The sequence below is a fragment of the Lamprobacter modestohalophilus genome, from assembly GCF_016583905.1.
GTDB lineage: Bacteria > Pseudomonadota > Gammaproteobacteria > Chromatiales > Chromatiaceae > Lamprobacter > Lamprobacter modestohalophilus.
Map to the genome: position 1 here is coordinate 38,217 of NZ_NRRY01000019.1, position 13,956 is coordinate 52,172.

The 13,956-nt window shown below is 64.8% G+C and carries 10 protein-coding genes; 6 read left to right on the forward strand and 4 right to left on the reverse strand.

The window, feature by feature from the left end:
• The first annotated feature begins 10 nt into the window (after positions 1-10).
• Complete coding sequence (locus tag CKO42_RS12480; protein ID WP_242479349.1) at positions 11-2,629, forward strand: glycoside hydrolase family 31 protein; 2,619 nt, start codon at positions 11-13, stop codon at positions 2,627-2,629.
• Positions 2,630-2,791: 162 nt separating this feature from the next.
• Here the strand turns inward: CKO42_RS12480 and gndA are convergent, their stop codons facing one another.
• A complete protein-coding gene (gndA, locus tag CKO42_RS12485) occupies positions 2,792-3,877 on the reverse strand; it encodes an NADP-dependent phosphogluconate dehydrogenase (protein WP_200244376.1) in 1,086 nt (361 codons plus the stop codon).
• A 304-nt stretch (positions 3,878-4,181) separates the two neighbouring features.
• On the opposite strand from gndA, the gene CKO42_RS12490 reads away from it, so the two are divergent.
• Together CKO42_RS12490 and CKO42_RS12495 are read left to right on the forward strand one after the other, a co-directional pair.
• Positions 4,182-5,771: a sodium:solute symporter family transporter gene (locus CKO42_RS12490; RefSeq protein ID WP_200244379.1), complete on the forward strand. Its 1,590-nt coding sequence runs from the start codon at positions 4,182-4,184 to the stop codon at positions 5,769-5,771.
• Between the two features lie 272 nt (positions 5,772-6,043).
• Positions 6,044-7,087 (forward strand): class I fructose-bisphosphate aldolase, encoded by a 1,044-nt coding sequence (locus CKO42_RS12495; RefSeq protein ID WP_200244382.1) that lies wholly within the window; start codon positions 6,044-6,046, stop codon positions 7,085-7,087.
• Here the strand turns inward: CKO42_RS12495 and cfa are convergent.
• Positions 7,069-8,280 (reverse strand): cyclopropane fatty acyl phospholipid synthase, encoded by a 1,212-nt coding sequence (gene cfa / locus CKO42_RS12500; protein WP_200244384.1) that lies wholly within the window; start codon positions 8,278-8,280, stop codon positions 7,069-7,071. The genes CKO42_RS12495 and cfa overlap by 19 nt on opposite strands.
• Before the next feature lie 389 nt (positions 8,281-8,669).
• Here cfa and CKO42_RS12505 point away from each other — a divergent pair, with 389 nt between their 5' ends.
• Both CKO42_RS12505 and CKO42_RS12510 read left to right on the forward strand, forming a co-directional pair.
• Positions 8,670-9,101, forward strand: a complete 432-nt coding sequence (locus CKO42_RS12505) for a universal stress protein (protein WP_200244386.1) — start codon at positions 8,670-8,672, stop codon at positions 9,099-9,101.
• A 62-nt stretch (positions 9,102-9,163) separates the two neighbouring features.
• Positions 9,164-10,861 (forward strand): BCCT family transporter, encoded by a 1,698-nt coding sequence (locus CKO42_RS12510; protein ID WP_200244388.1) that lies wholly within the window; start codon positions 9,164-9,166, stop codon positions 10,859-10,861.
• Between the two features lie 155 nt (positions 10,862-11,016).
• Here the strand turns inward: CKO42_RS12510 and CKO42_RS12515 are convergent, their stop codons facing one another.
• Together CKO42_RS12515 and CKO42_RS12520 are read right to left on the reverse strand one after the other, a co-directional pair.
• The gene (locus CKO42_RS12515; RefSeq protein ID WP_200244389.1) at positions 11,017-11,739 is read right to left on the reverse strand and encodes a 3'-5' exonuclease; all 723 of its coding nucleotides are present in this window, start codon (positions 11,737-11,739) and stop codon (positions 11,017-11,019) included.
• A gap of 5 nt (positions 11,740-11,744) precedes the next feature.
• On the reverse strand, positions 11,745-13,646 hold the full coding sequence (locus CKO42_RS12520; RefSeq protein ID WP_200244390.1) for a DUF294 nucleotidyltransferase-like domain-containing protein: 1,902 nt from the start codon (positions 13,644-13,646) through the stop codon (positions 11,745-11,747).
• Between CKO42_RS12520 and CKO42_RS12525 the strand changes: the two genes are divergently transcribed.
• Positions 13,614-13,955 (forward strand): hypothetical protein, encoded by a 342-nt coding sequence (locus tag CKO42_RS12525; protein WP_200244391.1) that lies wholly within the window; start codon positions 13,614-13,616, stop codon positions 13,953-13,955. The two genes, CKO42_RS12520 and CKO42_RS12525, sit on opposite strands and share 33 nt — an antisense overlap.
• Position 13,956: the final 1 nt, after the last annotated feature.

The following is a 13,956-nucleotide window of genomic DNA, read 5'->3' on the forward strand; positions in this document are numbered from 1 at the left end:
GATCGCTGAGATGCCCGACCATACCGAGCTGACACCTGGTCGCGTCTGCCATTGGCAGGCGGGGCCAGGGTCGATCATCGCCGAGCACGCGCAGGCGCTGACCCGCATCGATGCCATCGCCGAGGATATCCTGCGCATCCGGGTCGCGCCCAGTGGTCGGCTTGCGCCAAGCCACAGCTGGCAGGATGCGTCTCGATCGCTTGCCGGCGGCCGACTCTCGGTTGAGGAGCGATTGCGCGTCCTGCATCTCGAGACTGGTGCGATGCGGGCTAGGCTCGATCTGGATACGGGCGCCCTCTCACTCGGCAGTGCCGACGGCGCCGTCTATGCCAGCGATCTCGCCCCGGTGCGCTGGCGTCCCGTCGAGCGCCACGAGATCCCGACTCTGGCCCCAGCGCTCGCACCAGCTGTCGCCTCGACCGTCGCGTCAGCTGCTGCATCGACCGCCGCGCCCGCCGCTACCCCGAGCGTCTCACCAGCAACCGCACCGACCACCAGCCGGCAAGCCAACAGCGGCGGGTCGACCGGTCTCGCCACCACCGGCCTCTGGCTGCAGAAGGCGCTGGACCCGCGGGAGGGCCTGTTCGGCTGCGGTCAGCGCTTCGGGGCGCTGAACCGACGCGGCCAACGGCTGGCGCATTGGACCACGGACATTCACTCGCCAGGACTGGGCGTGGTCGACGGTTGCCTATACCAATCGCACCCGGTACTGCTCGCGCTGCGGCCCGGCCTCGCCTGGGGTCTGATGCTCGGCTCGAGCGGGTACAGTCACTTCGACCTCGGTGCCGAGCGGCCCGACGCGCTGGGTCTCTTCAGCCTGGGCGGCGAGCTCGACTACTATCTCTTCGCCGGCCCCACCCCGGCCGCCGTGGTCGAGCAGATCACCAGGCTGACCGGTCGGCCGGCCCTGCCGCCGCTCTGGGCACTCGGCTATCACCAGTCGCGCTGGGGCTACCGCAGCGATGCCGAGATCCGCACGATCGCCAATGAGTTCCGCAGCCGACGCATCCCGATCGACGCCATCCATCTCGATATCGACTACATGGACGAGTTTCGCGTCTTCAGCTGGGACCGCGAGCGCTTCCCGAACCCGCGCGCCACGGTCAAAGCCCTGCATCAGCAGGACATCCACGCAGTCACCATCATCGACCCGGGCGTGAAACGCATCGGCTCCAGTTACCCCGTATTAGAGACCGGGCTGCGCGGCGACCATTTCATCCGCCGTCCGGATGGCGAGCTGTTCACCGGTTATGTATGGCCTGGCGCATCGCTGTTTCCGGACTTCTGCCGCACGAGCACGCGCCGCTGGTGGGGCGATCTGCACGCCGGTCTGCTCGACGCCGGCGTCGACGGCATTTGGGGCGATATGAACGAGCCTGCGATCGTCGATCGTCCGTTCGAGGTGCCAGGCGCCACCGCGCTGGCGATTCCACTGGATGCCAGACAGGGCGACGACGCCGAGACCTGCCATGCCGAGGCGCACAATCTCTATGGGACGCTGATGGCACGGGCAACCTATGAGGGCCTCCAGCGGCTGCGGCCGCAACGCCGACCTTGGGTGCTGACGCGATCCGCCAGCATCGGCGCCCAACGCTGGGCCGTCAGCTGGATGGGCGACAATGCCTCCAGCTGGGAGGATCTGCGCACCAGCCTGCCGCAGCTGGCGAGCATGGGCCTGAGCGGCTCACCGCATGTCGGCGTCGATATTGGCGGCTTCTACGGCGCTTGCGACGGCGAGCTCTTCGCCCGCTGGATCGAGCTGGGCGCCTTCTACCCGTTCATGCGTGCCCATGCCTACTATGGCAGCCCGCCGCAGGAGCCCTGGGCGTTCGGCGAAGAGGTCGAGGCCATCGCGCGGATCGCGATCGAGCGCCGTTACCAGTTCTTGCCTTATCTCTACACCCTGGCGCACCGTGCCCATCGCACTGGCGAGCCGATCCTGCGGCCCCTGCTCTATGACTTCCCGCAAGCGACCGAGCTGCACGAGATCGAAGACCAGTTGATGGTTGGTCCGCTGCTGATGATCGCACCGGTCTGCGAGCCGGGCGTCAGCGAGCGGCAGGTTCTCCTGCCGCCTGGCGCATGGTACGACTTCCACACCGGCAGCCGGATCGACGGCGGTGCGCTGCCAGCGCGCGCTGCCGATACTGGCGCTGATGCCAACGCCAATGCCATGCATCGACGCTGTCTGCTACCGGCACCGCCGGGTCGCATGCCGATTCTGGTCCGCGGCGGCAGTTGCTTGACGCTTGGGCCGAGACGACAATCGACGCGCGAGCCGCTGACCAAGCTCACACTCGAGGCCTATCCAGACGAGAGACAGGGTGACTCTTGGACGCTGATCGAAGACGCCGGCGATGGCGGCGGCAATGCCCATGACACGCAAGCCGAGACCGCGTTAGCGATGACAGGCGGACAAGCAGGACCGAGGCTCAGGATCGGACCCCGCCAGGGCGGCTGGCAGCCGCATCCTCGCCAACTCGTGCTGCGATTACACTTGGCTCAACAGCCCGAGCAGATGCTGCTCGACGCTGTCCCCCAAGTCGACTGGCGGTGGGATCAAGCCGACCACGCAGCGGTGGTGACGCTCGACGACGATGGCGGCGCGCATCAGCTGAGCGCAGAATGAACTGCATCGATCTCTGGCGTAACCGTGACCGCCGGCGATGAACGAATCCTGCGTCTTCAAGCGACGTATTGGACACCGCTGCCGAGGTCGGCATCGATGTCGTCCTAAATCCACAGCCGCTACACAGCAAGCACAATCACCTCACAGCCAAATCTGACGATATCAGGACTCACGCTGCGGACGCTCCGGATCGGGCCAGTCGATGTGGAAGAAGCGCCCACGGGGTTGATCAACCCGTTCATAGGTGTGGGCGCCAAAGTAATCGCGCTGGGCCTGGAGCAGGTTCTGCGGTAGGCGCGCCGAGCGATAGCTGTCGTAATAGGCGAACGATGCAGCGAAGGTCGGCGCCGGCACCCCCATGTCGAGGGCGTTGATGCTGGTCCACTTGCCGGTGCCCTTCTGGCCGGCCGCATCGAGGACGACGTCGACGAAGGGCTCGCCGGTGACCGGGTCGGTCTGCTGCAGCACATCGGCGGTGATCTCGACGAGATAGGAGTCGAGCACGCCCTCGTTCCAGCGCGCGAAGGTCTCGCCAATCTCGGCCGGACGCATGCCGGCGAGGCGCTGCATCAGGTCATAGGCCTCGCAGATCATCTGCATGTCGCCGTATTCGATGCCGTTGTGCACCATCTTGACGTAGTGGCCGGCGCCGTCCGGGCCGATGTAGGCGGTACAGGGCTCGCCACCTTCGATCGGCTTGCCGGGCTTGGCGCCGAGCAGCGGCTTGCCCGTGTCGGGATCGACCTTGGCGGCGATCGCCGTCCACACCGGCTCCAGCGCCTTCCAGGCATCTTCCTGCCCGCCGGGCATCAGCGAGGGTCCAAAGCGCGCGCCCTCCTCGCCGCCTGAGATCCCGCTGCCAATGAAGCGCAGGCCGCGCTCGGCGAGCCGCTGCTCGCGCGCGATGGTATCGGTCCACTTGCTGTTGCCGCCGTCGATGAGGATGTCGCCCTCGTCGAGCAATGGTGCGAGCTGTTCGATGACGGCGTCGGTGCCGCTGCCGGCCTTGACCATGACGATGATCTTGCGCGGTCGCTTTAGCGAGCTCACCAACGCCTCGACCGTCGCACAACCAACCAGTCCACCGGGCGTGTCTGGATGGTTGTCGACGAAGGTCTCCATCTTCTCGGTGGTCCGGTTGTAGACCGAGATGCGAAAGCCGTGATCGGCGATGTTGAGCGCCAGGTTCTGGCCCATCACCGCCAGGCCGATGAGGCCGATCTCGGAGGGTTGATCGTTTGCTGCCATGGTGGCCTCCTCTGTTGTCGCGGGTTGTGCATAGGCGTCAGTCACCGGCCCAGGCAGCAAACTGTGGGCCAGAAGACCTAGCCTTGACAGAGCACAGGGCGAGCTGTGGCTATATCCGCGCTTGATAGTGGGCACGTCGTTTGCTGCCACTGAAGCCTGCCCGCTGCAGGACATCGCCCGTGACTTATCGACCGCAAGGCTGGAGGCTACCCGCCTCGGACCGGACGCGTGCCGAGCTCGATGACAAGGGCCGTCGCCGAGCAGCCATCTCTGACGAGTAGCCTTCCTCTGAGTGGAGAGCGCCATGCCAAACGTTCAGATCAGCCCCTGGGACCTGGCCGTCGTCGCCGTCTATGTGATCGGCACCCGCATCCTGTTCGGTTGGTGGGCGGCTCGCACCGCCCGCAAGGGCGCCGAAGGCTACTTTCTTGGTGGCCGGGCGCTGCGTTGGCCCATCATCGGTCTGTCCTTCTATGTCGCCAACATGAGCGGCGGCAGCTTCGTCGGCCTGCCCGGCAGCGGCTACAACGACGGCATCGCCGTCTACCACTACGAATGGCTGCCGGCGGTGATCCTGGTGCTGTTCGTGCTATTCCTGCTGCCGCTCTACCTGCGCGCGCGCATCTATACGGCCCCGCAGTTCCTGGAGTCCCGCTTCGGCCGCGAGCCGCGACTGGCGTTCTCGGGCTTCTTGCTGGTTGCCGTGACGCTGATCGATGCCCCAGCGTCGCTTTACGCCGGCGCCATGGTCGGCCAAGCCCTGTTCCCGTCGGTGCCGATGTGGCCGTTGCTCGCGGCCGGGGCGCTGATCGCCGGGGTCTATATCTTCTTCGGCGGTCTCGGCGCCGTCGTCATCAACGATGCGCTGCAGGCCGCCATGATCATGATCGGCGGCACACTGGTGCTGGTGCTGGCCTGGCAGGCGGTGCCGTCCTGGGATGCCGTCGTGCAGGCGGCGCCCCCCGATGCGCTGCATCTGATCCGACCCGCGGACGATGAGCTGCTGCCCTGGCCTGGCATCTTCACCGGCGTGCTCGTGATCGGCGTCTACTTCTGGTGCACCAATCAGTTCGTCGTGCAGCGCGCACTGGGCGCCCACAACCTCGATCACGGCCGCTGGGGCGCGCTGTTCGCCGGGCTGCTGAAGCTGCCGAACCTGTTCATCCTGGTCATGCCCGGGGTGCTGGCGGTCGCCCTCTACCCAGACCTCGAGCGCCCGGATCTGGTGTTTCCGACCTTGGTTGTGGATCTGCTGCCGGTGGGTCTGCGCGGTCTGCTGCTGGCTGCCTTCGTCGCCGCGATCCTGTCCAGCCTGGAGGCGATCTTCAACTCCTCGGCAACCCTGTTCACGATGGACTTCGTGCGCACCTTCCGCCCGCAGACCAGCGACCAAGGGCTGACCCGCTGGGGCCGGTGGTCAACGGTCGGTTTCATGATCGCGGCGATCCTGTGGTCCCCGATCGTGCTGCAGTTTCCGACCCTCTGGCAGTATCTGCAGTCGTTCATGTCCTATATCACGCCGCCGGTGACGGCCGTGTTCATCATCGGCATCTTCTGGCCGCGGGCGAACAATGCCGGTGCCTTGGCGACGCTGGTGATCGGCGTGCCCCTGGGTATCCTCGGCTGGGCTGCCAACGAGCTGCTCGACTGGCTGCCGCTCCAGTACCTCTATGCGGCCGGTATCATGTTCGCGCTGAGCGCCTTGATCCTGGTCGCCGTAAGCCTGGCGACCGCGCCGCCGGACCCGGACAAGGTGCAGCAATGCACCTGGCGGCCGGCACTGTGGCGGCAAGAGACCCGGGACCTGGCTGATACGCCCTGGTATGCGAACTATCGCTATATGGCGCTCGGGTTGACCCTGCTGGCAGCGGCGATGGTGGTCTGGTGGTGGTGAGCAATCTCGACGATCGCCGATAGGGCGCGCATGGATGAGCGCGTCATTTGAACCACTCATGGGGGATTTGCACCAGCTTGTCGCGCGCACAACGATCCGATCGTCATCCCGCCTTTCATTGCCCCCTGAACGGACTGCGCAAAGGCATGCCCTCTGTTCGAGCCGCAGCAGTTGAATGCGTTTCTCCGTTTCTTCAGGGCCATCGTGGTTTGGAGCTTGCAAGCATCCGATTGCATTGTTCTCAACCCGCGATACCCGATAGAGGTGCAACGATGACATTGAACGCCCTACGCCAAACCGCTGAAGCCATGGTCAAGCCTGGTCAGGGAATCCTGGCCATGGACGAAAGCACGCCCACCATCGGCAAGCGGCTGAAGGCGGTTGGTGTCGAGAATACCGAAGATAACCGGATTGCCTATCGGACGATCCTGCTCAATACGCCCGGACTCGGCGAGTTCATCAGCAGCGCCATCCTCTACGACGAGACCATTCGCCAGTCGACGGCCGAGGGCGAGCCTTTTCCTGAGCTGGTGAAGCGCCAAGGGATCATACCCGGGATCAAGGTCGATACCGGCGCCAAAGCGCTCGCGCTGAACGCTGGCGAGAAGGTGACCGAAGGCTTGGACGGGCTGCGCGAGCGACTAGAGGAGTATGTGGGATTCGGCGCCCAGTTTTGTAAATGGCGTGCGGTGATCACCATCGCCGAGGAGAAACCGAGCCGCGCCTGCATCGAGGCCAATGCCCATGCGCTCGCACGTTACGCCGCCTTGTGTCAGGAGGCAGACCTGGTGCCGATCGTCGAGCCCGAGGTGCTGATCAATGGCGCGCACACGATCGAGACCAGCTACGCGGTCACCGTCGAGACCCAGCGCCAGGTGTTCGAACAGCTCTACCGGCAAGGCGTCCAGCTCGAAGGCATGATCCTGAAGCCGAGCATGGTGATCTCCGGAACCGAGTGTCCGCAGCGCTCTGGCGTCGAGCAGGTCGCCGAAGCGACCTTGCGCTGCCTGCAGCAGACGGTGCCGGCCGCCGTGCCCGGCGTCGCCTTCTTGTCCGGCGGCCAGGGCGACGAGCAAGCGACCCTGCATCTAAACGCGATGAATCAGATGGCGGCCAAGCTGTCGCTGCCTTGGCGCCTCACCTTCTCCTATGCACGCGCGCTGCAGAATCAGGTGCTCGAGACCTGGCGCGGTGATGCCTCAAAGGCCGAGCAGGCCAGTGAGGCCCTGTTGCAACGGGCCAAGCTCAACGCGCTCGCGAGCCTCGGCGAGTACGCGCCGGAGATGGAGCACGCGGCTCAACGCGGCGCCCGATAGGTGTCGCTGCGCCCGCCCGGATGGCTCAGCACCAGCTGCCAGAGATGGCCCCTGCGTGAACGGAAGAACCCCGCCGAGCAATGTAGATAGTACTTCCACATGCGCCGGAAGCGCTCATCGTAGCCGGCGTTTGCAAGCGCCGGCCAAGCCTGCTCGACGTTCGCCCACCAGGCCATCAGGGTCCGGTCATAGTCCGGTCCGAACGCATGCCAATCCTCGAGCACGAAGCGCGGTCGCAGCGCCTGGGCGAGTCGCTCGGCATTGGGCAGCTCGCCATTGGGGAAGATGTAGCGGTCGATCCAGGGATCATTGACCGGATTGACGTCGCTGGTGCCGATGGTATGGAGCAGGAACAGCCCGTCCTCCTTCAGCAGCTGCGCCGCGGTGTCAAAGAAGGCAGCGTCGTTCTTACGGCCAACGTGCTCGAACATGCCCACCGAGACGATCTTATCGAAGCGCCCGTCCAGCTCCCGGTAATCCTGGAGCCGGATATCGACCGGCAGCCCGGCGCAGCGCTGCCGTGCCAACTGCGCCTGCTCGCGCGAGACGGTCAGACCGACCACCTGCACGTCATAATGACGCGCAATGTATTCTGCCAAGCCACCCCAGCCACAGCCAATGTCGAGTACTCGCTCGCCGGGCTCCAGCTCGAGCTTGCGGCAGATCAGATCCAGCTTCGCGCGCTGGGCGCTTTCCAGATCCTCGGCCTCGGCCCAATAGCCGCAGCTATAGCTCATGGTCGGGTCGAGCATGGCCTCGTAGAGGTCATTGCCGACATCGTAGTGCTGCTCGCCGACCTGGAAGGCCCGCTTCTGGCTCTGCAGATTCAATAGCCGAGCACGCAGCACGAGCAGCGCGATCCGCAGCCGCAGCCCGAGCCCAGCGGCACCGTACAGCCTGTCTTCGATGCCGCCTCCTAGCAACCGGGTGAAGGTCTCGTCGAGCGCCGGTGCATCCCATTGCTGATCCATGTAAGACTCGCCGAGACCCAGCGAGCCGGCGCTCAACACCCGGTCGTAGAACGCCGGATCATGAACACGGATGTCCCAGGGACGATGGCCGTCTAATCTCACATCCGCCTGCGCGGCCAATTCCTTCAGCAATTGCGGACCGCCTCGACCGAGACCGCGGATGCTATCCAGCAAGCTGCGCTCGGGCTGCGACTGCCAGGTTTGATTCGGTAACGTGCTCATGGGTTGCTGCTCCTCGTCTTGAATGCAGATTGCTAGCGAACTGCCCGCGCTCAGGCGCCTTCTGACAGACGCCGTTGCCAAAACGAAGAACCGCAAGATCAATGCCGTATGAAAGTCCCTGATCCATCGCTGTCAACCCCAGATCGATTGGGTGATAACGACCAGAGCGGGTGCAAAACACCCGCTCTCCATGATGCCCATTTTATCCTGAATGCTTCGCCTGCAACTTATGGAATAGTCCGCCCTGCTGGAATAGTCCGCCCCGCCCTTGGCCTTAGATACCGACGTTTTGCTAGACTGTTCACCGAACTAACCGATGAGCCGGTGGCGCGGTGTGCAGGATGCTCCGCGCCGCATGCGCTCGCCTAACCCTCAGGAGGCACGCGTTCATGTTCAACAAGATTATGGTTCCGGTCGATCTTGCGCACATGGGTGAGCTGGAGAAGGCCCTGACCGTCGCAGCCGATCTCTCGCGCCACTACGGAACGGCGTTGTGCTACGTCGGCGTGACCACCTCCCAGCCCAGCGCGGTGGCCCGCACACCCGAAGAATATGAGCTCAAGCTCAGGGCGTTCGCTCACGAGCATGCCCCTGACAGCGGTCATGAGCCGACCGCGCGTGTCTACGTGAGTCATGATCCAGCAGCAGACCTGGACGACATCCTGGTCCAGGCCATCGATGACGTCGGTGCCGACCTGGTCGTCATGGCGACCCATCTGCCGACCCATCTCGACGCCATCATGCCCTCCAATGGGGCCAAGATCGCCAAGCAGACCAAGGCGTCCGTGTTCCTCGTGCGTCGGGATCTCGCGCCCGAATAAGCGCCCCTCGATACCAACACACAAGACGCCTGATTCGCATCAGGCAGCCAAGGGAGAACTTCGTGGAAGAAAAACCCGCAATCGCCCCAGAGGCAGCAGCCGAGTCGGTCGGCGTACCAGCTCCAGAAGGGGCGGCCAATCTGATCGATACCGACTACCAGATCGGTCAGGACAACTATCAGGCCCGTCCGCTCGGGGTCAATATCGACATCCATGGGGCCGTCTTCGCCGTGTCGTCCCTGATGATCCTCGGCTTCGTGGTGCTGACCCTGGCCCTGCCCGAGCAGGCGACCGCCACCTTCGACGGGGCGAAGAGCTGGATCAACGCCAATGCCACCTGGTTCTATCTGCTGTCGGCCAACGTCTTCGTGCTGCTCTGCCTCGGTCTGATCGTCTCGCCCCTGGGACGCATCCGCATCGGCGGCGCCGAGGCAACGCCGGACTTCACGCGGATCTCCTGGTTCGCCATGCTGTTCGCAGCGGGTATGGGGATCGGCCTGATGTTCTATGGCGTGGCCGAGCCCTTGACCCACTATGGAACGGCGTTGTCTGGCACCACCCTGGGCGAGGACGGCGTGCGCACGGACTGGGCCCCGCTCGGGGGAGCTGCCGGTGATCCGGAGGCCGCCGCTCGCCTGGGCATGGCCGCAACCTTGCTCCACTGGAGCCTGCATCCCTGGGCCATGTACGCCATCGTGGCCTTGGCCTTGGCCATCTTCTCCTACAACAAGGGCCTGCCGATGACGGTGCGGTCCATCTTCTACCCGATCTTAGGTGAGCGCATCTGGGGCTGGCCGGGACATATCGTCGACATCCTGGCGGTCTTCGCGACCCTGTTCGGACTGGCCACCTCGCTCGGGTTCGGCGCCGAGCAGGCGGCCTCGGGGCTGCACTACCTGTTCGGGATCGGTGACGGCGATGTCACCCTGGTGCTACTGATCACCGGCATCACGGCGGTGGCCATCGTGTCCATCGTGGCGGGCGTGGACAAAGGGGTCAAACGCCTGTCCGAGATCAACATGGTCTTGGCCTTCCTGCTGCTGATGTTCGTGGTGTTCGTGGGACCGACACTCCTCATCTTGACCAGTTTCGGCAAGAACATCGTCAGCTATCTGGCTGAGCTGCCCTTCCTGTCCAACCCCTTCGCGCGCGAGGACGTCAATTACAGCCAGGGCTGGACCACCTTCTACTGGGGCTGGTGGATCAGCTGGTCGCCCTTCGTGGGCATGTTCATCGCCCGGGTGAGCCGGGGGCGCTCGGTGCGGGAGTTCCTGATCTCGGTGCTGCTCATCCCCACCACGGTCTCCATCTTTTGGTTTACCGCCTTCGGCACCACGGCCATCGAGCAGGTGCAAGCGGGCTTCGACGGCGCGGTCTCGGCGGAGCTGCCACTCCAGCTGTTCATGATGCTGGGCGAGCTGCCGCTGACGGACATCACCTCATTCATCGGTATCGTGCTCGTGCTCGTGTTCTTCATCACCTCCTCGGATTCCGGGTCCCTGGTGATCGATACCATCGCCGCGGGCGGCAAGATCGATGCCCCCAAGCCCCAACGCGTGTTCTGGGGCGTTATCGAGGGTGCCGTCGCCATTGCGCTGCTGCTGGGGGGTGGTCTGGCCGCCCTACAGGCGGTGGCGGTATCCGCCGGCCTGCCCTTCACCCTGCTGCTCCTGGCGGGCTGCTACGCCATCGTTAGGGGGCTGCTGAGCGAGCCCCGGATCGCCAAACCGCCCAAGTCGGCTAAGCCGGCCAAGTCTTAGGCGATTGCCGGAAAAGCTCGTACCGAATTGCGCAGGATTTTCGTTTGCCTTCGAGGAGCGTCGCCGGGAGCATAGCCGGGCTATGTGACCGGCGGCGCGACGAAGAAGGCGAGCGAAAAGACCAGCAAGGCGGTATGAGCTTTGACAGAAATCGCCTAAGCCCAGAGATCGGAGACCGGTGTGTCGGGCGTAAAATGCCGGGCCATCTGAGCCTGGAACAGCTCCGCCGTGGCGATGGCATCCACCTTGGCGTGATGGGAGGAGTAATGGGGTAGTCCGTAGCGGCTGCGGCTGTCGGCCAGCCGGATGGACGCCGCCTGGATGCCGAGCAGGCGCTTGAGACGCTGCAGGAGGCCCTGGCGTTCCCAGCGCGCCTCCAGGGCCATGGTGTCGATGACCGGGAACAGGCAGCGCTCGCCGCGATTGGCCAGGATGGCCGCCTCGAGGAACGGTCGCTCGATGTTGCGGTAGTGGACCACCACCAGGCGGCCGGCGAGCTCGGCCAGCAGCTCGTCGAGGATCGCGGCGATCGGCGGCGCCTGCTCGACCTCCGAGTGGGTGATGCGATGGAAGGCGATAGATTCTTCCGTGAGCGTCCGAGGCGGCTTGACGACCCAGTAGCGGCCCGCCGCTGGGCGGATGACCCGCAGATCGAAGGGCACCAGGCCGATGCTGACGATGGCGTGCTCGCGGGGATTCAGGCCCGTGGTCTCGAAGTCCAATGCCACCAGTGGGACCTTCCCGATGGGGCGCTCCTCTGCGGGCACTCCCGCCGCGTAGAAGGCTTTGAGGGCCAAGGTCCTGCAGACCTGGGCCTGGCCGGTGAAATAGTCCGCCCAGCTCGGGGAGGCCTGCCGCTGGTGCGTACCCAGGGTCATTGCGGTCAGCGGCTCGGGCTGGGATAGCGGAAGCGCAGGAAGCTCTGGGCGTTGCTCAGGATCTGAAAGGCCTCCTTGAGGTTGTGACGCTCAGTGTCCGATATGCGCTCCGGTTGGATGGCATTGTGCGGCTCATGGTCGTCCTTGATCTCTTGGGCCTGATGGCGCATCCGCACGAGGGACAGAAACTCCAGTGCATAGCTCAACTTGTCGGTCTGGCCGGCAGGCAGGGCCCCGGCACTGCTGATCTCATCGAGCCGCTCGAAGCCATTTTGAGCCCGCGAGCCCACGCCCAGGGCATGGACCCGGATGACGTCGTTCAGGGGGGCGATGCCGCGGCGTTTGAGATTGATGCTGTTGTTATGCCGTCCGTCCTGCTCCAGCACGAAGGTGCGGAAAAAGCCCAGCGGTGGCGTACGGCCGAGGGCATTGCGCGCCAAGGCCGCTAGGAACCGGGGGCTGGCCTTCGCCCGGATCGCGATCAGGTCCTGCAATTCCTCCGCGAAACGCGCCTCGCCGTGGACCGCGTCCAGGTCGAAGAAGATGGAGCTGTGCAGCAGCCGCTGCGGGTCCGGCTTGGCGATCCAGTCGCTGAAGTACTGTTTCCAGCGGGCCAGCGGTTGGCGCCACTGGTCGTTGGTGGCCATGACGCCCCCTTTGCAATACGGATAGCCACAGGCGTTCAGCCCGTCGCTCACCTGTCGCGCCAGCTCCCTGAAGTAGTCATCGTGGCGCTTCGGGTCGAAGGAATCGTGGAGCACCATCGCATTGTCCTGATCCGTGGTGATCGACTGGTCGTTGCGCGCAAGGGAGCCGTGCACCATGAAGCAGTACGGAACCGGGGGCGGACCTAGATCGGCCTCGGCAAGCTCCACCAGGCGGCGGATCAGGCTGCGGCCGACGCTCGACATGGCCCCACCGATCATCCGCGAGGTGGCGCCCTCGTCCACCAGCCGCACGAAGGAGGCCCGCACCTCAGGCGTGAGGCGCGCCAGGGCCTTGACCGAGGTGCGACTGAAGATGTTGTTGACCAGGTAGACGCTGTTGTTGGTCTCGTAGCGGACGATGTCCGACAGGTAGACGACCCCCACGGGACGACGGCGGTGGAGGATCGGCAGTCGCTGAATATTGTTGCGCAGCATGGTCAACATGGCCTCGTTGACCGACTCGTTGGACTGGATGGTGATGATCCAGCCGTGGCTGATACTGGAGAGCGGGGTCTGCGGCGAGGCCCCCTCAGCGACGATGCGCTGGCGCAGATCCTTGTCTGTGATCATCCCTGTGAGCAGCCACTGGCGTCCCTCAGTGTCGGCGAAAACGTGGTCCGAATCCTCGCCGTCGCCGGGCTTGAGCAGCAGCACCGAAGAGACATCGTTCTCGGTCATGAGGCTTGCCGCTTCCTGCACGCTGGCCGACTCCTCGATCATGACCGGCAGCCGGGAGATGAGGCGGCGCACCGGCGTGGCGATCATGTCATTGTTGCGCAGGCTCTGTTCCACCGTGCTCTTGAGCCGTGAGCCGGACAGCTCCACGAAATCGGCGAAATCGTCGTCTTCGGCGCACAGGCGATCGAAAACGGGCTTCGGGATCAGATAGATCAGGGTGTCCTCGATGGCCTGCACCGGGAAGCGCGCCGGGCGGTTCCGCAGCAAGTCGAGCTGCCCGAAGATGTCGCCCTCGCCGAGGCGATTGTAGAGCTGGCCGTTGTGGCGGTACACCTCCACCGCGCCGCTGCGGATGTAGGACAGCGCCTCCACCGAGCCGTCCCGTTCAGCGATGGTCGTGCCAGCCTTGAAATAGGCGATCTCCACCGCGCCGGCCACCTCGTCAAGGAGATCGTCGCTCAGCCCGTCGAAGGGCGGATAGCGGCTGATATGATCGCGAAACTCCCGGATTTCTGCTTCCATGATGATCCTGCGCTCTGGGTCGTCTGCTTCGTTACCGGCACTGTAGAAGCACCCTCGGTCGCAGGCAAGCCCGAAGGCGCTGCGCCGGGCAACGGCACCTGCCCAACAGCCCCTACCCCCTGCGGCACCGGTGAACTCGCCGACATCGTGATTGGGCGCAGCCGTGCTTCAAACGCCTCGCCCACCGCCGCTACCGGCTCCTGCCACTCATCGCGCACGTTGTCCATCGCCCGGTGCAAGATCAGGATCGGGGTGTTGCGCGGCACGCTAACATCCGCACTGGCTCGCAATACGCCATCCAGCCAGTGAA

What these genes read in the sequence shown, in the direction of transcription:
- CKO42_RS12515 (WP_200244389.1), bottom strand. Translation starts at nt 11,739, where the DNA reads ATGACCCTGGGTACGCACCAGCGGCAGGCCTCCCCGAGCTGGGCGGAC.
- CKO42_RS12520 (WP_200244390.1), bottom strand. Translation starts at nt 13,646, where the DNA reads ATGGAAGCAGAAATCCGGGAGTTTCGCGATCATATCAGCCGCTATCCG.
- gndA (WP_200244376.1), bottom strand. Translation starts at nt 3,877, where the DNA reads ATGGCAGCAAACGATCAACCCTCCGAGATCGGCCTCATCGGCCTGGCG.
- CKO42_RS12495 (WP_200244382.1), top strand. Translation starts at nt 6,044, where the DNA reads ATGACATTGAACGCCCTACGCCAAACCGCTGAAGCCATGGTCAAGCCT.
- CKO42_RS12480 (WP_242479349.1), top strand. Translation starts at nt 11, where the DNA reads ATGCCCGACCATACCGAGCTGACACCTGGTCGCGTCTGCCATTGGCAG.
- CKO42_RS12490 (WP_200244379.1), top strand. Translation starts at nt 4,182, where the DNA reads ATGCCAAACGTTCAGATCAGCCCCTGGGACCTGGCCGTCGTCGCCGTC.
- CKO42_RS12505 (WP_200244386.1), top strand. Translation starts at nt 8,670, where the DNA reads ATGTTCAACAAGATTATGGTTCCGGTCGATCTTGCGCACATGGGTGAG.
- CKO42_RS12525 (WP_200244391.1), top strand. Translation starts at nt 13,614, where the DNA reads ATGATCGCGAAACTCCCGGATTTCTGCTTCCATGATGATCCTGCGCTC.
- cfa (WP_200244384.1), bottom strand. Translation starts at nt 8,280, where the DNA reads ATGAGCACGTTACCGAATCAAACCTGGCAGTCGCAGCCCGAGCGCAGC.